This is a genomic window from Bradyrhizobium sp. CCBAU 53340 (genome assembly GCF_015291645.1).
Taxonomy (GTDB): Bacteria; Pseudomonadota; Alphaproteobacteria; order Rhizobiales; family Xanthobacteraceae; genus Bradyrhizobium.
This window is the reverse complement of the sequence record NZ_CP030055.1, coordinates 6,681,125-6,701,838: the sequence shown is the minus strand read 5'-3', so window position 1 is coordinate 6,701,838 and position 20,714 is coordinate 6,681,125. Positions and strand designations below refer to the sequence as shown.

General features: G+C 65.2%; 16 protein-coding genes. 13 read left to right on the top strand and 3 right to left on the bottom strand.

What is annotated here, in order from left to right; genetic code table 11:
* The first annotated feature begins 64 nt into the window (after positions 1-64).
* The 4 genes from XH89_RS31615 to XH89_RS31600 all read left to right on the top strand — a co-directional run bounded on the left by XH89_RS31615 (position 65) and on the right by XH89_RS31600 (position 4,328).
* A complete protein-coding gene (locus XH89_RS31615; RefSeq protein ID WP_194464245.1) occupies positions 65-1,258 on the top strand; it encodes a serine hydrolase in 1,194 nt (397 codons plus the stop codon).
* Between the two features lie 213 nt (positions 1,259-1,471).
* Entirely contained in the window at positions 1,472-3,469 is a 1,998-nt protein-coding gene (locus tag XH89_RS31610) for a sigma-54-dependent Fis family transcriptional regulator (protein ID WP_246767671.1), read from the top strand.
* A gap of 11 nt (positions 3,470-3,480) precedes the next feature.
* Positions 3,481-4,014 carry a 2'-5' RNA ligase family protein gene (locus XH89_RS31605; protein ID WP_194464243.1) on the top strand — a complete coding sequence of 178 codons (534 nt, stop codon included), beginning with the start codon at positions 3,481-3,483 and terminating at the stop codon, positions 4,012-4,014.
* A 101-nt stretch (positions 4,015-4,115) separates the two neighbouring features.
* Positions 4,116-4,328 carry a hypothetical protein gene (locus XH89_RS31600; protein ID WP_194464242.1) on the top strand — a complete coding sequence of 71 codons (213 nt, stop codon included), beginning with the start codon at positions 4,116-4,118 and terminating at the stop codon, positions 4,326-4,328.
* 111 nt (positions 4,329-4,439) lie between these two features.
* Here the strand turns inward: XH89_RS31600 and XH89_RS31595 are convergent, their stop codons facing one another.
* Positions 4,440-5,579: a PcfJ domain-containing protein gene (locus XH89_RS31595; protein ID WP_194464241.1), complete on the bottom strand. Its 1,140-nt coding sequence runs from the start codon at positions 5,577-5,579 to the stop codon at positions 4,440-4,442.
* A 402-nt stretch (positions 5,580-5,981) separates the two neighbouring features.
* Here XH89_RS31595 and XH89_RS31590 point away from each other — a divergent pair, with 402 nt between their 5' ends.
* The 3 genes from XH89_RS31590 (at position 5,982) to XH89_RS31580 (ending at position 9,343) form a co-directional block, all read left to right on the top strand.
* The gene (locus XH89_RS31590; RefSeq protein ID WP_246767670.1) at positions 5,982-7,472 is read left to right on the top strand and encodes an amidohydrolase family protein; all 1,491 of its coding nucleotides are present in this window, start codon (positions 5,982-5,984) and stop codon (positions 7,470-7,472) included.
* 3 nt (positions 7,473-7,475) lie between these two features.
* Positions 7,476-8,402, top strand: coding sequence for a GTP-binding protein (locus XH89_RS31585; RefSeq protein ID WP_194464240.1), 927 nt, complete (start codon positions 7,476-7,478; stop codon positions 8,400-8,402).
* Positions 8,403-8,473: 71 nt separating this feature from the next.
* Positions 8,474-9,343, top strand: a complete 870-nt coding sequence (locus XH89_RS31580; protein ID WP_194464239.1) for a DUF1989 domain-containing protein — start codon at positions 8,474-8,476, stop codon at positions 9,341-9,343.
* A gap of 3 nt (positions 9,344-9,346) precedes the next feature.
* Here XH89_RS31580 and XH89_RS41925 read toward each other — a convergent pair whose 3' ends face one another.
* The gene (locus XH89_RS41925; RefSeq protein ID WP_256440008.1) at positions 9,347-9,478 is read right to left on the bottom strand and encodes a hypothetical protein; all 132 of its coding nucleotides are present in this window, start codon (positions 9,476-9,478) and stop codon (positions 9,347-9,349) included.
* A gap of 48 nt (positions 9,479-9,526) precedes the next feature.
* Entirely contained in the window at positions 9,527-9,904 is a 378-nt protein-coding gene (locus XH89_RS31575) for a tautomerase family protein (RefSeq protein WP_194464238.1), read from the bottom strand.
* Between the two features lie 157 nt (positions 9,905-10,061).
* Between XH89_RS31575 and XH89_RS31570 the strand changes: the two genes are divergently transcribed.
* The 6 genes from XH89_RS31570 to XH89_RS31545 all read left to right on the top strand — a co-directional run bounded on the left by XH89_RS31570 (position 10,062) and on the right by XH89_RS31545 (position 20,430).
* The gene (locus tag XH89_RS31570) at positions 10,062-10,661 is read left to right on the top strand and encodes a TetR/AcrR family transcriptional regulator (protein WP_194464237.1); all 600 of its coding nucleotides are present in this window, start codon (positions 10,062-10,064) and stop codon (positions 10,659-10,661) included.
* Between the two features lie 147 nt (positions 10,662-10,808).
* Positions 10,809-12,491, top strand: coding sequence for a methyl-accepting chemotaxis protein (locus XH89_RS31565; protein ID WP_194464236.1), 1,683 nt, complete (start codon positions 10,809-10,811; stop codon positions 12,489-12,491).
* A gap of 12 nt (positions 12,492-12,503) precedes the next feature.
* Positions 12,504-13,166, top strand: a complete 663-nt coding sequence (locus tag XH89_RS31560; RefSeq protein ID WP_194464235.1) for an aspartate/glutamate racemase family protein — start codon at positions 12,504-12,506, stop codon at positions 13,164-13,166.
* A gap of 137 nt (positions 13,167-13,303) precedes the next feature.
* The gene (locus XH89_RS31555; protein ID WP_194464234.1) at positions 13,304-15,025 is read left to right on the top strand and encodes an AMP-binding protein; all 1,722 of its coding nucleotides are present in this window, start codon (positions 13,304-13,306) and stop codon (positions 15,023-15,025) included.
* Positions 15,026-15,037: 12 nt separating this feature from the next.
* Positions 15,038-18,343, top strand: a complete 3,306-nt coding sequence (locus tag XH89_RS31550; RefSeq protein WP_194464233.1) for a carboxyl transferase domain-containing protein — start codon at positions 15,038-15,040, stop codon at positions 18,341-18,343.
* 236 nt (positions 18,344-18,579) lie between these two features.
* Positions 18,580-20,430 carry a sigma-54-dependent Fis family transcriptional regulator gene (locus XH89_RS31545; protein ID WP_194464232.1) on the top strand — a complete coding sequence of 617 codons (1,851 nt, stop codon included), beginning with the start codon at positions 18,580-18,582 and terminating at the stop codon, positions 20,428-20,430.
* Positions 20,431-20,714: the final 284 nt, after the last annotated feature.

Genomic DNA, 20,714 nt, shown 5'->3' with positions numbered 1-20,714 from the left:
GCGAGCGTTCCCCGTGAGCGCGGCCCTCCTTTTCGCATCTGCCAAAATTCAACGGAGGACATATATGTGCAAGGAATTCGCTGTAGACGCCGACGCAATCCTCAACGAGACCGTCACGAGCGGGCCGGGTGTCCCGGGCGTGGTCGCGATGGTGACGGACCGCAATGGCAACATCTACGAGGGCGCCGCAGGCAAGCGCCGCACCGACAGACCTGAGGCGATGACGACCGACTCGAGCTTCGCCATCTTCTCGACCACCAAGGCGATGACCGGCACCGCCGCCCTGCAGCTCATCGAAGAGGGCAAGCTCGACCTCGATGCTCCCGCCAGGAAGTATGCGCCCGATATCGGCAAGCTGCAGGTGATCGACGGCTTCGACGCCAAGGGCCAGCCCAGGCTGCGCGCGCCGAAGCGCGACGTAACCACGCGCATGCTGCTGCTGCACGTCGGCGGCTTCGGTTACGACTTCTTCAACGAGAACTATCTGCGCCTCGCCACCGAGCACGGACAGCCGAGCGTTATCACGTCGTCCAAGGCCTCGATCATGACGCCGCTTCTGTTCGATCCCGGCTCGAAGTGGGAGTACGGAACGAACATTGATTGGGTCGGGCAGGTCGTCGAGGGCATTACCGGCAAACGGCTCGGCGAGGTCTTCGCCGAGCGCATCTTCAAGCCGCTCGGAATGGCGAGCACGACGTTCGAGATCAATGATGCCGTGCGCAGCAAGCTCGCTGGCATGCACGCCCGCAACGCCGATGGCTCGCTGACCCCGATGGACTTCGAATTGCCTGCCAGTCCCGAGGTCCATATGGGCGGGCATGGCCTCTACAGCACCGTCGGCGACTACATGCGCTTTATCAGGATGTGGCTGAACGACGGCAACGGACCGCACGGCCGCGTGCTCAAGCCGGAGACCGTCAAGATGGCGGAAAAGAACCAGCTCGGCGATCTCAAGGTGACGGCGCTGCCGGGCGTGATCAAATCGCTCTCCAACGACGCCGAGTTCTTCCCGGGGCAATCGAAATCCTGGGCATTCACGTTCATGGTCAATGACGAGGAAGCTCCGACGGGCCGACCCGCAGGTGCACTCGGCTGGGCGGGCCTTGCGAACCTGTTCTATTGGATCGACCGACAGAATGGCTTCGGCGGCTATTGGGCGACCCAGATCCTGCCGTTCGGCGATCCGGCTTCGTTCACCGGCTATATGCGCTTCGAGACCGCCTTCTACGACACCCTGCACCGGCGCAAGGCGGCGTAAGCGCCTCAATGGACTAAGGTAATGTGTGCGCCTCCGCTTTCGCGGCCGGAGGCGCACCAAAGTTGCACGGCGAGCCCGTTATCAGTTGCGCGTTGGCACGGAATGGTCTCAAACTCAGCCGACAAAACCCCGGGTCCGCCAAGACAAGAAGACTCGCCACGACAACCAGAACAAGACGACTCGTGGGCCACTCAGCGCGTCAAAGGAGGAAGCGTGTTGGGGCAGACGCCAGAGGAAGCCTTTGCAAATCCAGGCATTGAACGCGACATCCTGACGAGTTGGGAACGCTTCATGTCCGGGACCGGCGTCGGCGGGCAGGTCGTTCGACCGGCGATCGACGATTCCTGGCGGCGGAGCCGGAAATCGGCCGTGGACTATCGCCTGAGCCAGGCGCCGAGGCCAATGAATGACGAGCGGCTGCACCGCCTGCTCGACAAGCGCACGCGCCTGGTCCACGCCGGCGCTTCCACCATGGCGCTGGCGCGCGACTATATGCGCGAGACCGGTACGGTGATGGTGCTGACCGATGTCGATGGCGTCGTGCTGCGCCTGGAAGGCGACACCCGTCTGGCGCTGCGCAATGCCGTGGAGAAGACCCACCTGCTGCCCGGCAGCAATTGGAGCGAGGCGACCTGCGGCACCAACGCGATCGGCACGGCGCTGCAAACCGGCCAGGCGATCCAGGTCCATGCCACCGAACATTTCTGCTCGGGCATCCAGCGCTGGACCTGCTCGGCTTCCGTGATCCGCGATCCCATCGACGGCGCGGTGATCGGGGCGATCGACATTTCCGGACTGTCCGATTCCTACGGGCGACAAGCCCTCGCGCTGGCGATCTCGGCGGCGGCCCGCATCGAGGCGCAGTTGCTCCAGATGGAGATGGACGCCCGCTATCGGCTTCTCGATCAGTGCTTCTGGATGCTGCCTGCCACAGATCGGCACCACACGGTGTTGTTCGATAGCGTCGGGCGTCCCTTCAAGGCCAATGGCGAGATGGCGCAGATCATGCGCGATCTCGGCGCGCCGCGGAGCCAGCCTGATTTTCCCCAACTCGGGACCAGCGATGATCGCGGCGTCTCTCGTCCGGCCTGGATCAAGGAAGAATGGCTGCGGCCGGTGATCCATGAGGGTGAGCACCTCGGCACGATCATGGTGGCGCCGAAGCCGGCGGCGGCCAACAGGAGCCTCCCGCCGATCGCGCGCGGGGGGTCGAACGCATTCGCGAGCGTCGTCCACGGCAGTGCAAAGATGCATGCGGTGGTCGAGACATGCCGTCGCGTGGCGGCAACTTCGGCGCCTGTCCTTCTGCTGGGCGAAACAGGCGTCGGCAAGGAAGTCTTTGCCCAAGGCATGCATGCGGCATCGCCTCGGCACGAGCGTCCCTTCGTCGTCGTCAATTGCGGAAGCGTCTCGCGCGAACTGCTCGCCAGCGAATTGTTCGGCTATGTGGAGGGCGCTTTCACCGGCGCACGTCGCGGCGGTTCCGCCGGAAAGATCGAGGCCGCGTCAGGCGGGACTCTCTTCCTCGACGAGATCGGCGAATTGCCGATCGACCTTCAGCCCATGTTGCTGCGCGCGCTGGAGAACGGTGAGATCAACCGCATCGGCGAAACCATGGCGCGCAAGGTGGACTTCCGCCTCATCGCGGCAACCAACCGCGACTTGCAGACCGAGGTCAACGAACGGCGCTTCCGCAAGGACCTGTACTACCGCCTCGCGGTCGTCCCGGTCGTCGTACCTCCGCTGCGGGAGCGGCCGGATGATATTCCGATGCTGGTCGATCACTTTATTGCCCAGGCCAGGGCGCGCTACGGCCTCGGCGATCGCCGTTTTGCCGTAGATGCGCTGGCGTGTCTGCAGAGTCACGATTGGCCGGGCAATGTGCGCGAACTGCGCAACTTGGTCGAGAGTGTCATGCTGATCAGCGGCGGCGACGTGATCGACGTTTCAGACCTGCCCGATCTCATCCGGCAGACCGGTTTGCGCTCCGGAGGCGAACAGGACTTCTCGCTGGCCGAGTCGTCCGAACGCGACCTCATCGCGCGCACGCTCCGATCGCGCGATGGCAATGTGGCAGCCGCCGCCTCAGCGCTCGGTCTCGCCAAGAGCACCGTCTATGCCAAGCTGCGCCGCTATGGCATTCATCCTCACCCGGCCTCCGCAAATGCCTCCGACCTAAGCCGAGCAGCCCTTGGAAATGACGAGCAGTGAGTGGCGCGCCCGTGGCATTGGCCGTCACCGTCCGGGCCGACAACGGTTCGGCAAATCAGATCGAGCGGCTGTGGGATCAGGTCGGCGCGTTCGAGACCAAGGCGTCGATGCGCGCGCTCGGCTACCGTCCGCATCTTACTTTTGCGATCTATGACGGGCCCGCGATCGACGAAAAGACCGCGTGGGACGCCATACTGGCCGCCACGGCCGGCGAAACGCAACTGTGCATCCAGTTCAAACGAATCCGCTGGTTCGAAGGTTATCCGCTTGTCCTCTGGGCAGAGCCGGTGGTCGATGAAGCGTTGGTTCGCATCCATCGCGCTATCAGCGCGGCAATCGATCCGGAATATTGTCGTCCTCATTACCGGCCCGGCACGTGGACGCCGCATTGTACCCTCGGCGCTGCGATCGCCGACGAACGACGTGATGATGCCATTGCATTCGCGCTGGCGTTCGATCGCGCCATCGAAGTGATTTTCGACGTGGTCGATTGCGTCGTCTTTCCGCCCGTGCGGATCGTCGCGGAGCGCAGATTGCCGGCCTGACTGGTCGTCGTCATCGGGGTGATCATCGTCACAGCCGTCATCGGTGAGCGCGTGCATCCTACCAGTGCTTGCGGGACGGCCCGCACCAACGGGAGACGAACATGAAAAATCTTGACGACGCCGGCTTTGAAACCCGCGAACTCTCTATCGGCGAACTCGACGGCGTGGCTGCAGCCGGCATCTGGGGCTGGATCAAGCACGAAGTCTCCGCGGCCGCAAAGTGGGTCGGCTCGGAATTCGCCGCAGCCGAGAACGCCTTCGCCTCGGCTTTCGGCGGCAGCCACATCAACATCACCATTCACAGACAGAACTGAGCGAGTGCTTGTCCGGCCTGCGACCTCCGGGCCTTCGGGACCGGAGGTTGTTGCTGCGTGAACACTCGTGGTGTCCGGTAGACGTCAGCCGTTGCCGGCGATTTTGAGGCCTTACAGGGCTTGCAGCGCTTCCAGCGCCTCGCGCGACGGAGCCAAGGGCAGCCAGTCGGGGATGCGCCGCTTGGCGAGCCAGTAGGGCCGCCACAGCGACATCCAGCTTTCGCGATCGAGCGGCGCTGTGCCCCAGTTCCGCGGCTTGATCACGATCTGCGACAGATCGTGCCTGTGCAGCCATTGACGCGCCGCCCACCACAATTCGCGCGAGACCTCGATGTTGCCGGGCCCCTTGAGCTGGACGATGTTCGGCAATGGATCGCGATAGCGGCGGGCGATCTGCAGCGTCGCGACGCGTTCGCCGTCCTTCCTCACGCTCCACATCCGCGTCTGATCATGCGCGAGGTGGGTGCCGTAGGTTCGGAGGCAATTCCGCATCACCTTAGCCTCCTCGATGATCGCGGCGATCGAATCCAGCGGCAGGAACTCGTACCCCGCGATCCGGCCCCCGCGCAGCCACATGTCGGCGATCGGCCGCCGGCCGAGATTCACATGCAGGCTCACTGCCGTTTGCCAATCACTCGCGGCCGAACACGCGGCATCGATCCGCATGTCCGGCGTCCACGGCCGTTCGATCAGGTCATGCCCTGATGTCGCGGGCTCGGCGGAGAACCAGGCCCAAAGCGAGATGCGTCGCAGCCGTGCGGCAGGCACCTGCTGCGGCGCGCGGACATATTCGCGCGCGATCCACGCCGCGACTGGCTCATGCGCAAGCGCGGCGGCATCGGCGACGAGCTGAAGCCATGCCGGCGCAAGCTTTGGAGAACGCGGAAGATGGTTCGCGATCTGTCGGCGAAAGAGCTCGCCATCAGGCAGGTGCGGGATCGGGCTCACAAAGGCTTCCGGCGGCATCTTGCGCAGCCACATCGGCATATTGGCAAGAGCGGCGGTTTGCGCGAGGGCCGCGCCGTCGATCACGGATGCAACAGCGCATGCGGGATCGAGCCCTCCTCGCGGAACGGCCAGCGCGAACAGAAGCGCAGGAAAGCTCGCCGCGAGGTCGGCAAGGCGCGGATGTCGCATGGCCAGCGCGCGCACCGCGCCCTGGACGTGCGGATGATATCGCCGAAGCCTGCGTTCGAGCAGGTCGGAACGCCCGGCCACCTGACGGGGGGCCGGCAGAAGATGGGGTGTCATGCCAATAGGTTCTCAATCGCGGCACCGATGGCCGCGGCAGATGAGAGTCGATTTGGAGATTTATGGTTCACCCGGGACATGGGTCCCGGGCAGGCGCGTCAAATATCGCGCGGCAACCCCGGGAAGCGTGCAGTCGTCGACATGGTCGCCTCCAAAATGAAAATGCGCGCATCCAATAGCTTGGTCTCGGCCGAGATGCAACCCGGGACTGCGCCCCTTCCGCGCGCACCCCGTGATGGCGTGCAGCAATCTGCATACTCAGTCGGCTTCAGTGGCAGTGGTGGTTCATCAAAAAATCTGCCTTGATGCGCGACGGGACGGTGCGCAATGCGGCTGGTCTCCGCCTCCGAAGCTGTTGCCGGACCTTTGGGGGCTTTGAACATAGCGTGGCGGAGTGGCGATATGAGCGGGTTGGTGATCTCGGGCGGCCGTGTGGTGGATCCCGCGAGCGGAATGGATGCCGTTGGCGACGTTGCCGTGGCGGACGGCAAGATCGCCGCCGTCGGTGCCTCGCTCGGAGGTGCCGAGCGGGTGATCGATGCGACCGGGCTCGTGGTCGCACCCGGCTTCATTGACCTGCATGCGCATGGCCAGTCTATCCCCGCCGATCGCATGCAGGCCTTCGACGGCGTGACGACGACGCTCGATCTCGAGGCCGGCGTGCTGCCGGTCGGCTCCTGGTACGAGCGCCAGGCGAGGAAGGGCCGCGTGCTGAATTACGGCGCCGCCACCAACTGGGCCTTCGCGCGCATCGGCGCGATGACGGGCTCCAATGCGGAGAGCTCGCTGGAGGCATTCGGCAATGCCATGCGCGACCGCCGCTGGATGGACAATGTGGCGACCGATGCGGAAGTGGCGGGCATCCTCGAGCGCCTCACGCGTGGCCTGAACGAGGGCGGCATCGGCATCGGCATCTTGAACGCTTACGCGCCCGGCGCCGGTGTGCAGGAGCTGACAGCAGTGTGCCAACTCGCGGCCAGTCAGAACGTGCCGACCTTCACCCACGTCGCCTACATGTCGCGCATCGACCCTGAAAGCGCGGCGGAAGCCTATATTCGCCTGATCGGCTATGCCGGCGCGACCGGCGCGCATATGCACATCTGCCACTTCAATTCGTCGAGCAAGACCGACATCGAGCGCTGCCGCGTGCTGATCGAGAAGGCACAGGCGCAGGGGCTGCCGATCACGGTCGAGGCCTATCCTTACGGCACCGGCTCGACCGTGCTGGCGGCCGCCTTCTTCAGCGATCCGCAATTCGTCGAGCGCAACGGCACCGGTTACGATTCCGTGCAGCGCGTAACCGACGGCTATCGCTTCCACGACCGCGAGGAGCTGCTGAAGGCGCAGGCCGAGGAGCCGTCCTCGCTGGTGCTCTGGCACATCCTCGACACCGAGCACAATGCGCATCACCGCGATCTGCTCGACATGTCGGTGCTCTATCCTGGCGGTGCGATTGCCTCCGACGCGATGCCGTGGACGACATTGGACGGCAAGACTTACACCGGCGACGCCTGGCCGCTGCCTGATGACGCCACCTCGCATCCGCGCTCCGCCGGCTGCTTCACGAAATTCATCCGCGAATGGGTGCGCGAGCGCAAGGCGGTCTCGCTGCTGGAAGGCGTGCGAAAATGTGCGCTGATCCCCGCCGAGATCCTGTCGCAGAGCACGCCCGCGATGCGCAGCAAGGGCCGGCTGACCATGGATGCCGATGCCGACATCGTCGTGTTCGACTACGAGAAGCTCTCGGACCGCGCGACCTTCACGGCGATGAACCGTGCGTCGGAAGGCGTGCGGCATCTCGTCGTCAGCGGCCAGGTGCTGATCAACGACGGCGTGCTGGATGTGGCGGCGCGACCCGGCCGGCCCGTGCGCCGTCCCGTCGCCGGGAGCTGATCCATGCCGGTCCCCATTCTCCTGGTGACGGGCTTTCTGGGGGCGGGCAAGACCACGGTCGTCAATCATCTGCTGGCAAATGCCGACGGACGGCGCATTGCCGCCGTTGTCAACGATTTCGGCGCGATCAATATCGATGCGGAGTTGATCGCAGGCGCAAGCGACGGCGTGGTCAGTCTCGCCAATGGCTGCATCTGCTGTTCGCTCGAAGGCGATCTGCTCCGCACGCTCTCGACCTTGCTGCGGCGTGATCCGAAGCCGGAATACATCGTGATCGAGACCAGCGGCGTCGCCGATCCCGCCGACATCGTCCGCAATCTGATGGATCCCGTGATCCTGCGCGAGGCACCGCTGGAAACCGTGCTCTGCGTCTTGGACGCGACGACACCGCCGGCAGCCCTCGACGACGCGCTGCAGCGCTCGCAGCTGCGGGTTGCCGATATCGTGGCATTGACCAAGCTGGATCTGGCGGGCGAATGCGCGGGCGCGCGGATGCGCGAGGCCATCCGCGCGCAGCGCGTGCCGGCCGTGGTGGTCGATGCCAAGCACGGCGAGATTCCGTCCGCGCTGTTGTTTCCCGCCAGCGATCGCGCGTCCGCGCCGCGCGAGCCGGGGCCGAAGCGTCCGGCCGAAGAGCGCTTCGAGACGCTGAGCTGGACCTCTGATCAGCCGCTCTCGCTGCCGCGCCTGCAGCAGGCGATCGGCAAGCTGGCACCGAAGCTGGCTCGCGCCAAAGGCCTGTTCGAAACGGTCGAGCAGCCCGGCCGCCAGATGGTGTTCCAGTTCGCGGGCGGCCGTGCGACGCTTGCGCCGGGCGATGCACCTGCACCGGGCGTACCGCGCGCGCGGATCGTCTTCATCGCCGAGCTCGGCGTGCTGTCGAAGGCCGAGGTCGATGGGCTGATGGACGGCTGTATTGCTTTGCCTTGACGTGAGGCAATAGAGTCAATCGCGCCAATGTCAGCCGCTTGTTGTCTTGCCGTGTCGATCCGAGGCCAACGATGTCCCTGAAGAACTCATCCGCTCCCACTGACGCAGCCTTGCGCCGCGCTGCCAAGCCGGCCATCGTTTATCCGGCCGGGTCGATGCCCGGGCCTGACATGGCTACGCTCGAATCCGCGCGGCAGACGATGGTCAAGACGCACGAACTCATCGTGCCGCCACGTGATGCGCGCGCTTTTCGCGTGGCGCGCGGACAATTCGTCCGTATCATCAGCATCGAAGGCCCGCAGGTCGGCGATCTCAATCTCTGGAACGCAGGTAATCTCGCCGAGCGCTTCTTCAGCGGCAAGACGCGGGCGCTCCATGGCACCCACGTCGGCCTCGGTAACAGGCTCTGGAGCACGATGCCTTATCTGCGGCCGATGGCGACCATCAGCCACGATACGCTTGGCTGGTACGGTTTCGACGCCGACGGCGCCGGCATTCATGATGTCATCGGCACGCGCTGCGATCCCTACACCAATCTCCTGTTGAACGGTACGAGTTACGATTTCTGCTGCCACTCCAACCTGTCGCGCGCGCTCGCCGCCGAGTTGAAGCTCGATCCCGCCGCGGTGGAGCATCACGTCCACGATGTACTCAACGTCTTCATGTGCACGGGCTTCACGCGGGACACGCATCAATATTTCATGAAGGCAAGCCCGGTCCGCCCCGGCGACTTCATCGAGTTCTTTGCCGAGATCGACCTGCTCGGAGCGTTGTCGGCCTGTCCCGGCGGCGACTGCAGCGCAACCCATTCCAGCGATGTGGCGGCGTGCCATCCGCTCAAGATCGAGATCTTCGAACCGTATCGAACGACGCTGAAGGGGTGGTCCTGGCCGGCGCCGAGCGAATATCACCGTCACCACGGCGTGCCCGCGGGAGGCTGAGCCTTAGTCCTCTACCGGCAAGGCGTCTCCGTGCACGTACCATTCCGCACGCGAGGCCCACTGGAATCGATCGAACGGGCCCTCGACCTCGAAGGCAACCTCGCCGCAGAGGCAGCTTCCCCGAAACGTCGTCATGTCACGCCTCCTTCCGCAATTCTTCAGAAGGTGACGGGTCCTCAGCACTCACGCAAACTGAGCGATGCCATGTCCGACGGACCAGTTCTCCGCGGGCGCGTCGAGCACGTTGACGAAAACATCCTCGGGGCGGATGCCGGGGTTGTCGCCGAGTAGCTCCACGATCCGGCGGTAGAGCGCCTTCTTCTGCTCAGGGGTGCGCGAGGCGAACACGGTGATCTGGATCAGCACGGCATCTTCGCTGCGGTTGACGCCGTAAGCGTTGCCACAGCGGAAGTTTGCGGGCGATAGCTCGCTGATGGTCATGAACTCGTCGCCATCGGGCACGTTCAGCGCCTCGCGCATGGCGCGGTAGAGGCTGTCGAGGATCGCCTGCCGGTAGGCATCCCGCTTTCCGGCGCGCATCGAGATGTGAAGCAATGGCATCAGCTGGTCCCTTAGCATGCGGGACCGTCCGGCCGGGCGCATGCGAGCGCCGGTCGTTCGGCCCATTGGCGAAAACGGGCTATCAATCCCGATTGGTTTTTGACACGATGTCCAGAAATCACATTCTTGACGCCGTGTCAAATACTGGAAGAGTCAATTGAGGCCGCGCGAATTCGATCATGACGAGGTCCTGCGCATCGCGTTCGACCAGTTCTGGCGCAAGGGCGTGCGCGGCACCTCGCTGTCGGACATCGCGCGCGATGCCGGCGTCCAGCGCGGCAGCCTCTACAACGCCTTCGGCAGCAAGGAGGCGTTGTTCCTTCAGGCCTATGAGCGCTACGCCGGCGACTATCTCCTCGCCTTGCAAAAGGCGCTTGGCACCGGCTCATTGCGCAAACGCCTGACGGCGTTCTTCGACCTCACCATCAGCAATTTCCGCGCCGGCTCGCCGCCGCGTGGCTGCCCGACAACGCGGGGATTGATGGAGCTTGGCGCGGCTGAAGGCGAGGGGCTCGACGAGGAGGCGCGGAAGGCCTTTGCGACCCTCATCTCGCGCATCACCACGCTGGTTCAGGACGCGATGTCGGCAGGCGCCGCGCGCGGCGAGTTCAACGGCGATGCGGCCGCCGCAGCACTGCACATCATCACGGTCACGCGCGGCCTTGCCGTGCTCGAGCGCGCCTTCGATGACGAGCCGCAGTTGCGCAAGATCGCTGCCCACACGATCGACCTCGTGCTCGGCAAGGGTGGCCGCTAGGCGTTAGCAACAGGATGGACCTGGTTTCGGTGGGGCCTCCTCGCAGACGACGCCGAAGATCCGTGCCGGGAACCCCAATGCTTAAAGCTTTGCTAAGGGGCACGGGATAAAATGGCATATCAGCCCCGCCAATTCTAGCGAGCACCGATGATTTTCTCCCGCATCAGTTTCAAGCTGGTCCTCATTGTCGGCATCAGCCTTGTCGGCATGATCGCACTGGCCCCGATTGCGCTGTCGACCCTGCGCAGCCAGATGATCGCCGACCGCCAGGCCAAGACCCAGCACATGGTCGATGTCGGCTACGGCATCCTGGCGCACTACCAGAAACTCGAGAGCGACGGAAAGCTGACGCGCGAGCAGGCGCAGGCCGGCGCCATGGCCGAGATCAAGAGCCTGCGCTACGACAAGGTCGAGTATTTCTGGATCAACGACATGACCCCGAAGATGGTCATGCATCCGATCAAGCCCGAGCTTGACGGCAAGGATCTCGCCGGGATGAAGGACCCGTCCGGCAACGCGCTGTTCCTCGGCTTCGTTGACGTCGTCAAGAAACAGGGTGCGGGCTTCTACAGCTACCTCTGGCCCAAGCCGGGCTTCGAGCAGCCGGTCGCGAAGATCTCCTATGTGAAGGGCTTTGCGCCGTGGGGCTGGATCATCGGCACCGGCATCTATCTCGACGATGTCGATGCGGTATTCCGCCAGGATGCAATGACGTTCGGCCTCGTCTGTCTCGCCGTGTTCGTGCTAGTGCTGGGCGCATCCTTCGTGATCGGCCGCAGCGTGACGCGGCCGCTGGCGAAGATCACCGACCTTACCGAGCGCCTCGCCGCCGGCGACAGCGCATTCGAGGTGCCCTACACCAACCGCGCCGACGAGGTCGGCGGGCTCGCCAAGGCGCTGGCCGTGTTCAAGGACAATGCGTCGGCCGTGGGCCGGATGCATGCCGAGCAGCAGGAGAGCAAGCAGAAGGCCGACGACGAGAAGCGCAAGACGATGGCGGATCTCGCCGGCAGATTCGAAGCGAGCGTCCAGGCCGTCGTCCGCGACGTCTTCAACGAGGCGCGCGCGATGCAGCAGGCCGCGCAAGGCATGTCGGAGACCGCTGACAAGGCGACCGACCGCGCCAGCTTCGTCGCCAACGCCTGCCAGCAGGCCTCGAACAATGTGCAGACGGTGGCGTCCGCCGCAGGGCAGCTGTCGGCCTCGATCACCGAGATCAGCCAGCGCGTCGCGCAGGCTGCAATGGTCGCCGACAAGGCGGCCGCCGATGGCCAGCGCACCAACGATACCGTGCAGGGGCTCGCTCAGGCCGCCCACAAGATCGGCGAGGTGATCGACCTCATCAACCAGATCGCCTCGCAAACCAATCTGCTCGCGCTCAATGCGACGATCGAAGCGGCGCGTGCCGGCGAGGCCGGCAAGGGCTTTGCGGTCGTCGCGAGCGAAGTGAAATCGCTCGCGAGCCAGACCGCGAAGGCAACCGACGAGATCGGCGCGCAGATCACCGCGATCCAGGCCGAGACCAACCAGGTCGTCGGCAATATCGAAAGCATCCGCGCCACCATCATGGAGGTCAACGAGATTTCCTCGTCGATCGCAGCCGCAGTCGAGGAGCAGGGCGCCGCGACCCAGGCCATTGCGCACAGCGTGCAGGAGGCGGCCTCCGGCACCGACCAGGTCTCGCAGAACATCTCCGGCGTCACTGATGCGACGGCGGCGACCGGCCAGGCCGCGGGCCTCGTGCTGCAATCGAGCGGCCGGCTGACCGAGAAGCTGCAGTCGCTGGAGAACGAGGTCAGCGCCTTCGTTGCCGGCGTGCGGGCGGCCTAGTATGGTTGGAGGATGGCTTCATCCCCCCACCGCATCCTGCTGATTAATCCGAACAGCAAGGCGGCGACCACCGCGATGATGGTCGCCATCGCGAAGTCCGCCGCTGCCGATGTTTTCGACATCATCGGCGCCACGGCAACGCGTGCGCCACAGATGATTGTCTCCGCGGATGCGCTCGAGGCCGCCGCGTCGGAGGTCGACGAAATCGCGCGAGCGCATCAAAATTTCTGCGACGGCATCATCGTCTCGGCGTTCGGCGACCCCGGTCTCGCGGCGATCAGAGCGGCGTTGAAAATGCCCGCGGTCGGCATCGGCGAGTCCTCGATGCTGGAAGCGGCCGAAGGCGGTCGCCGCTTCGGCGTCGCGACCACGACGCCGCTGCTGAAGGCTAAGATCGACGCGATGCCCGACGCGTTGGGAATAAGATCGTTCTATACAGGCAGCCGCTTCGCTGAGGGTGATCCGCTAGAGTTGATGCGCGATCCCCCGCGATTGCGCGGGGCGCTGGCCGGCACGGTCGAGGCCTGCATCGTGCACGACCGCGCCGAGGCGGTCATCATCGGCGGCGGGCCGCTGGGTGAGGCTGCTCGCGACCTGCAATCGATGTTTTCCGTGCCCGTTATCGCGCCGGTCCCGTCTGCCGTGGCGCGGATGATGCGGCTGATCAAGACGTGATTTTTCCGCGTCGCGGCATCGCCCGTGATGCGAAACTGTTTTCCTTGACATGATCACTCCCGTGCTCGACCTGTAATCATATCGGTGGGCGGCTGGCGCATGCCCAGCGAAAAAGAAAAGCAACACGGGATGACGTCATGAGTGCAGGCCTCAATGAGAAGGATTACCTCGCCACCTTGCACGGCCTGTGGGAGAAGGCCTGGCCCAAGGGCCTGCCGCGCTCGCCCAACTATCTGCACGGCGAAGTCCCCCTGACGGAATATCTGCGCGCCTGGGCGAAGCGGAGCCCCACACGTCCCGCGGTGATCTTCTACGGGCATGTCACGACCTACGCCGATCTCGACCAGCAGAGCGATCGCTTCGCGGCGCTGTTGCAGGCCAAGGGCGTGCGCAAGGGCGATCGCGTCGCCGTCTTCCTGCCGAACTGTCCGCAGTTCCACATCGTGTTCTTCGGCATTTTGAAGCTCGGCGCGGTCCATGTGCCCGTGAGCCCGCTGTCGCGCGCGTTCGAGCTCTCCTACGAGCTCAACGACACCAAGGCCGAGGTGATCGTGGCGCTCGACCAGCTCATCCCCATCGTCGAGCAGGTCAGAAGCGAAGTGAGCCTGCGCGAGATCGTCGTCACCAGCTTTGCAGATGTTGTCCCTGCGACGCCCTCATTTCCGACGCCCGACTCGATCCGCGCGCCGCGTATCGCGGTTTCAGGTGCGACCGATCTGCTGCCCGCCCTTGCCGCGCTGCCCGCGCCGACGCCGCTGCCGCCGCCCGGCCTCGATGAGGTCGCCGCGCTCAACTACACTGGCGGTACCACCGGCATGCCCAAGGGCTGCGTCCATACCCATCGCGACATGATCTACACGGCGGCCGCCAATTACGGCGTCTCGGTGCTGTCTGACGAGAGCAGTGTGTTCCTGTCCTTCTTTCCGGAGTTCTGGATTGCAGGTGAGAATTTCGGCCTGATCTTCCCGTTATTCTCGGGCGGGACGCTGGTCCTGCTGGCGCGCTGGGACGCGGTCGGCGCGATGGCTGCGATCGACAAATACAAGGTCACGATCACGGCGATGCCGGTCGACGGCGCGGTCGAGCTGATGGACCATCCGCGCTGGAGCGAGTTCAACCTGTCGTCGCTGCAGCAGGTCCGCGTCGTCTCCTTCGTCAAGAAGCTCAACGCCGATTATCGCAAGCGCTGGAAGGACCTCACCGGCACCATCCTGATGGAGGCGGCCTGGGGCATGACGGAGACCCACACCTCCAACACGTTCACGGCAGGCTTCCAGGACGACGATTTCGATCTCAACAATCAGCCGATCTTCGTCGGCCTGCCGGTCCCCGGCGCCGAGTTCAAGATCACCGATTTCGAGACCGGCGCGTTGCTGCCGCTCGGCGCGGAAGGCGAGATCCGCGTGCGCACGCCGTCGCTGCTGAAGAGCTACTGGAACAAGCCGGAGGCGACCGCGGAGTCGCTGATCGACGGCTGGCTGCGGACCGGCGATATCGGCACCATCGACAAGGACGGCTTTTTGCACTTCCTCGGCCGGCGCAAGGAGATGCTGAAGGTCAAGGGCATGAGCGTGTTTCCGCCGGAGATCGAGGCGCTGCTCGGCCAGCATCCGAAGGTGCTCGGCTCCGGCGTGGTCGGGCGCGACGACCCTGACAAGGGACAGGTGCCCGTGGCCTATATCCAGCTCAAACCGGAGGCGGTCGGCACCATCTCCGCGGAGGATATTCGCGCCTGGTGCGCCGAGCGCATGGCCGTCTACAAGGTGCCGGAGGTGCGCATCATCGACGCGCTGCCCTTGACCGCCACGGGCAAGGTGAAGAAGCAGGACCTCAACCCGAACCAGCCTGCCGCAGCCTGAGTGAGAGAGACGATGTCGTTCAAGAAGCTCCTGATCGCCAATCGCGGCGAGATCGCCATCCGCATCGCGCGTGCCGCGGCTGACGCCGGCATTGCGACGGTTGCGATCCATCCCGCTGATGATGCGCTCTCCTTGCATGTGCGCGTGGCCGATGAGGCGATCGAAATCCCCGGCCGCGGCGCACGGGCCTATCTCGACATCGAATCCGTGGTGAAGGCGGCGAAGAGCGCCGGCTGCGATGCCGTGCATCCCGGCTACGGCTTCCTCAGTGAGAACGCAGCGTTCGCAAAAGCCTGCGCCGATGCAGGTATCACCTTCGTCGGGCCGAAGGCGACGGCACTCGAATTGTTCGGCGACAAGGTCGCGGCCCGACAACTTGCCAAGCGCTGCGGCGTGCCGATCATTGCCGGCACCAGCGGGCCGTCGTCGCTCGACGAGATCACCGCCTTCTTCAGCTCGCTTGGCAACAACGCGGCGATCGTGATCAAGGCGATGGCCGGCGGCGGTGGCCGCGGCATGCGTGTGGTCGAGAACGCGGCCGATCTGACAGAAGCCTATGCGCGCTGCCAGTCCGAGGCCAAGGCGGCATTCGGCTACGACGGCGTCTATGCCGAGCGACTGATCCGGCAGGCGCGCCACATCGAGGTGCAGATCATCGGCGATCGTCACGGTGCGATCTCGCATCTCTGGGAGCGCGAATGCACCATCCAGCGCCGGCATCAGAAGCTGATCGAGGTGGCGCCGAGCCCGTCGCTCAGCGACGGCTTGCGCGGCCGCATTATCGAGGCGGCGAGGCAGCTCGCGGCGGCAGCGTCTTACGACAACCTCGGCACTTTCGAATTCCTGGTCGACGGCACCGCGGAGGACAGCTTCGCCTTCATCGAGGCCAATCCGCGGCTTCAGGTCGAGCACACCGTGACGGAGGAGGTGCTCGGCCTCGACCTTGTTCGTGCCCAGCTCGCGGTCGCATCAGGCGCGACGCTGGCCTCGCTCGGCCTTGCGCAAAGCGCGATCCCGAAGCCGCGCGGCTATGCGATGCAGCTCCGAGTCAACATGGAGACGCTGGACGTGTCAGGCGCGACACATCCGACCGGCGGCGTGCTCGCCGTGTTCGAGCCGCCATCCGGGCCTGGTGTCCGCGTCGATAGCTTTGGCTATGCCGGCTACAAGACCAGCGCTGCGTTCGACTCGCTGCTCGCAAAAGTGATCGTGCATACGCCGGGCGAGGCCTGGCATGACGTCGTGGCCAAGGCCTTGCGCGCCTTGCGCGAGTTCCGGATCGACGGCGTCGTCACCAACATCGCCTTCCTCCAGGCCGTGCTGGCGCATCCCGATTTCAGGACCAACCGCATCGCCACCGATTTTATCGACCGCAACATCGCCAAGCTCGTCGAGGCGGCCGATGGCGCAGCCAAGCCGCTGTACTTTGCCGCGGCCGACCGTGGCGGCGCGCATGCCGCCGAGGCGCACGTCGCGCAAGTCGTGCCCGAGGGCGCCGTGATGGTCGCGGCGCCCTTGCAGGGCACCATCGTCACTATTCAGGTGCGGGAGGGCGAGGTCGTGCGCCCCGGCCAGCAGCTTGCCGTGATCGAATCCATGAAGATGGAGCATCTCGTGATGGCCGAGCAGGGCGGCCGCGTCATGAAGCTCGCGGCCGGTGACGGCGTCACGCTGCTCCATGGCGAGCCGATCATGTATATCGAGCCGCTCGACGTTGCGGCCGATCACGCTGCGGCGGAAGCCGACATCGATCTCGATCACATCCGCCCTGATCTTGCCGAGCTGATCGCCCGCCAGGCCAATACGCTCGATGCGAACCGCCCGGCCTCGGTCGAGCGCCGCCGCAACACCAACCAGCGCACCGCGCGCGAGAACGTCGCGCAGCTCGTCGACGACGGCTCGTTCATGGAATATGGCAGCCTCGCCATCGCGGCGCAGCGGCGCCGGCGCAAGCTCGACGATCTCATCAAGAACACGCCGGCCGACGGCCTCGTCATGGGCGTTGCCACTGTCAACGCCGAAAAGTTCGGCGGAGACGCCGCCCGCTGCATCGTCGTGGCCTATGACTACACCGTGCTCGCGGGCACGCAGGGCCATATGAACCACAAGAAGATCGACCGCATGCTGACCCTTGCGGAAGACTGGCGCGTGCCGCTGGTGTTCTATGCCGAAGGCGGTGGCGGCCGGCCGGGCGACACCGACCGGCTCGGTATGACCGGCCTCGACGGTCCATCTTTCGTCCAGTTCGCAAGGCTCTCCGGCCTCGTGCCGGTCATCGGCGTCGTCTCCGGCTATTGCTTTGCCGGTAACGCCGCCATGCTCGGCTGCTGCGACGTCATCATCGCCACCAAGAACGCCTCGATCGGCATGGGCGGTCCCGCCATGATCGAGGGCGGCGGGCTCGGCGTCTATCATCCGGCCGAGGTCGGCCCTGTCTCGTTCCAGTCGCCGAACGGCGTCATCGACATTCTTGTTGAAGACGAGCAGGAGGCGACCTCGGTCGCGCAGAAATACCTCTCCTACTTCCAGGGCGCGGTGAAGGACTGGGAAGCGGCCGACCAGCGCCTGCTCCGTCGCGCCATCCCCGAAAACCGCCTGCGCGTCTACGACATCCGCAGTGTGATCGACCTCGTCGCCGACAAGGACTCGGTGCTGGAGCTGCGCCGTGATTACGGCGTCGGCATGATCACCGCGCTGATCCGCATCGAGGGCAAACCGTTCGGCCTGATCGCCAACAATCCGCGCCATCTCGGCGGCGCCATCGACGCCGACGCCGGCGACAAGGCTGCGCGCTTCCTCCAGCTTTGCGATGCGTTCGATCTGCCCGTCGTCTCGCTCTGCGATACGCCCGGCTTCATGGTCGGCCCGGAAGCGGAGAAGACCGCGATCGTGCGTCACGTCTCGCGCATGTTCGTCACGGGCGCGAGCCTGACCGTGCCGTTGTTCGGCATCGTGCTGCGCAAGGGCTATGGCCTTGGCGCACAGTCGATGATCGGCGGCGGCTTCCACGCCTCGTTCTTCACGGCGGCCTGGCCGACCGGCGAGTTCGGCGGCATGGGCCTCGAAGGCTATGTCCGCCTCGGCTTCCGCAAGGAGATGGAGGCGATCGCCGATCCCGAGGAGCGCGAGACGTATTATCGCAACAAGGTCGCCGAGCTCTACGCCAACGGCAAGGCGGTCTCGATCGCCTCGGTGTTCGAGATCGACAACGTCATCGACCCCGCCGAGACGCGGCGCTGGATCATGGCGGGCCTGCGCTCGGTGCCGAAGCCGGGGCCGAGGACGTCGAAGAAGCGGCCATGCATCGACACGTGGTGAGGGCGGTGCAGCAAATCAGAGCCGTTTGAGGCTATCTGCCTCCACATCGTCATGCCCGGGCTCGTCCCGGGCATCCACGTTCTTTCGCACGGGCGGCGACCACGTGGATGGCCGGGACAAGCCCGGCCATGACGACCGTTGAGACCGTGTGCCATACACACCTTCCCGGTTCCCGATTGACATCCCCGCCTGTGGTGCCAGACTTTGCACAATAATACAGGGTGGAGACGTCCGCGATGGCCAGCCTGTCGGCCTCGAACCATGTCGCCCGTGTCTTGTCCGTGGCCAATCATGTGGCCGACGTCGATGCCTCTTCGCGCATCGAAAACTCCTGGCGGCGCTGCCTGATCAGCCACAAGCTCGATCCCGCCCGCCAGGGCCCGCCGCAGACGCTCACCGAAGCGGAGATCCGTCACGTCGCCGAGCCGATGGAAGAGACCATCCGGCTGCTCACGCCCGAACTCGACGATCTCGCCCGCGTGCTGCGCGACGCCGGCTACTGCGTCAATCTGGCCGATGCCAATGCGACCATGCTGTTCAGCCGTCTGCCTGGCGAAGCCGACGCACGGATGTTCATGGACTGGAAGATCTATACCGGCTCGAATTTCGCCGAGACGTTCGAGGGCACCAACGGTCTCGGCACCGCGCTCGCCGAGCAGAAGCCGATCCTGGTGCATCGCGACGAGCATTTTCGCGCGCAATGGCACATGTTCTCCTGCGCCGTGGCGCCGCTGTTCGACCAGGCCGGACGCCTCGCCGGTGCGATCAACATCACGTCCTGCCGCGAGGACCTCGAGCGCGCCGCGCATCAGCTTGCCCTCGCAGTGACGATGGAGGCGACGCGGCGGATGGAGGGCGCGATTTTTCGCGCGCATTTCCGTACCGCCTGGATCGCGACCGTGCCCGGCGATGGCGGCAGCGGTCTGCTCGCCTATGACGACGACCGGCGCATCGTCGGTGCCTGCCGCTCGGCGCGCGCCTTGCTTGGCCTCACCGACGGCCTGATCGCCTCGGGCATCGACCTGTCGCGCTACATCAAGCTCGATCATTCGCGCAATGTCGACGAGCTCGTCGAGCTGCGCCGCGCCGATGGCCGCACCTTGGGCCAGAGCCATGTCAGCCCGCCGCTGCGCGCAAGACCCTCTGCACTGCGCAACGATGTTGCGCTCGATCGTTTCGACGCGCTGCACCGGCTTGCCGGCCGTGATCCCGGCCTGGTCAAGAGCGTGAAGCGGCTCCGCAGCATCGGCGACCACAATCTGCCGGTGCTGCTGCATGGCGAGACCGGCGTCGGCAAGGACGTGTTCGCGCGCGCCATTCACGCGGCCAGCAACCGCGCGCGCAACAATTACGTCGCGCTGAATTGCGCGGCGATGCCGGAGAGCCTGATCGACGCCGAGCTGTTCGGCTACGAGGCCGGGGCCTTCACCGGCGCGCGGCGCGACGGCTCGAAGGGACTGATCGTGCAGGCCGATGGCGGCACGCTGTTCCTGGACGAGATCGGCGACATGCCGATCGCGCTGCAGACGCGGCTGTTGCGCGTGCTGGAGAACCACGAGGTCTGGCCGCTCGGTGCGCTCAAGCCGGTGCCGGTCGATATCCGCCTGATCAGCGCCACCCATCGCGACCTCGGCCGCATGGCGGAGGAGGGCGCCTTCCGCGCCGACCTCTATTTCCGCCTGCGCGGCATGGAGGTGCGGCTGCCGGCCTTGCGCGAGCGCGCCGACAGGGATGATATAATCGCCCAAGTCGCGCGCGAGGAGGCGCCGAATTGCTGCCTCTCAGGCGAAGCCTGGGCGCTGCTCTCGGCCTATCCCTATCCCGGTAACATGCGCCAGCTCCGCCACGTGCTGCGGCTCGCCGGTTGCACGGCGGAGGATGGCGTCATCACGGACGCCGATCTCGACCTGCCCCCATTTGGGGGAAGGGCAGCGGAAGCCGATCTCGCAGCGGCCGAGCGCGCCACGATCATCGAGGCGCTGCGCAAGCACGGCGGCCGCGTCACCGAAGCAGCCCGCGCGCTAAAACTCAGCCGCGCCACACTGTATCGGAAGATCAAGCAGCTGAAGATCGAGACGGCGCAGTAGCGTTCAATCTCGTCCGGCCGGCGTTCTTCCCCTCTCCCCTTGTCGGCGTGTCGTCGATCTTGTCAGCCCCACTCACTTCACTCCGCTCCCACGGTGCGGTCGACTGCTTTGCTGAAGGGAGGGAAGATTGACAGGATTACAACCGGCAATTGAATTGCGGAGTAGCAGTCGCACTGCCTTAACGGATCTGTGACCAGCCGCAGTGAGCCGGTTCACACGCGGAAAGCCGAACGTCACCTAAATCAACGAACGCATTCTTCGGTCCACGCACTACTGTAGTCGAC

Bases quoted from the DNA above. Each gene is read 5' to 3' on its own strand.
- XH89_RS31615 (WP_194464245.1), top strand. From the start codon at position 65: ATGTGCAAGGAATTCGCTGTAGACGCCGACGCAATCCTCAACGAGACC.
- XH89_RS31600 (WP_194464242.1), top strand. From the start codon at position 4,116: ATGAAAAATCTTGACGACGCCGGCTTTGAAACCCGCGAACTCTCTATC.
- XH89_RS31595 (WP_194464241.1), bottom strand. From the start codon at position 5,579: ATGACACCCCATCTTCTGCCGGCCCCCCGTCAGGTGGCCGGGCGTTCC.
- XH89_RS31590 (WP_246767670.1), top strand. From the start codon at position 5,982: ATGAGCGGGTTGGTGATCTCGGGCGGCCGTGTGGTGGATCCCGCGAGC.
- XH89_RS31585 (WP_194464240.1), top strand. From the start codon at position 7,476: ATGCCGGTCCCCATTCTCCTGGTGACGGGCTTTCTGGGGGCGGGCAAG.
- XH89_RS31580 (WP_194464239.1), top strand. From the start codon at position 8,474: ATGTCCCTGAAGAACTCATCCGCTCCCACTGACGCAGCCTTGCGCCGC.
- XH89_RS41925 (WP_256440008.1), bottom strand. From the start codon at position 9,478: ATGACGACGTTTCGGGGAAGCTGCCTCTGCGGCGAGGTTGCCTTCGAG.
- XH89_RS31575 (WP_194464238.1), bottom strand. From the start codon at position 9,904: ATGCCATTGCTTCACATCTCGATGCGCGCCGGAAAGCGGGATGCCTAC.
- XH89_RS31565 (WP_194464236.1), top strand. From the start codon at position 10,809: ATGATTTTCTCCCGCATCAGTTTCAAGCTGGTCCTCATTGTCGGCATC.
- XH89_RS31560 (WP_194464235.1), top strand. From the start codon at position 12,504: ATGGCTTCATCCCCCCACCGCATCCTGCTGATTAATCCGAACAGCAAG.
- XH89_RS31555 (WP_194464234.1), top strand. From the start codon at position 13,304: ATGAGTGCAGGCCTCAATGAGAAGGATTACCTCGCCACCTTGCACGGC.
- XH89_RS31550 (WP_194464233.1), top strand. From the start codon at position 15,038: ATGTCGTTCAAGAAGCTCCTGATCGCCAATCGCGGCGAGATCGCCATC.
- XH89_RS31545 (WP_194464232.1), top strand. From the start codon at position 18,580: ATGGCCAGCCTGTCGGCCTCGAACCATGTCGCCCGTGTCTTGTCCGTG.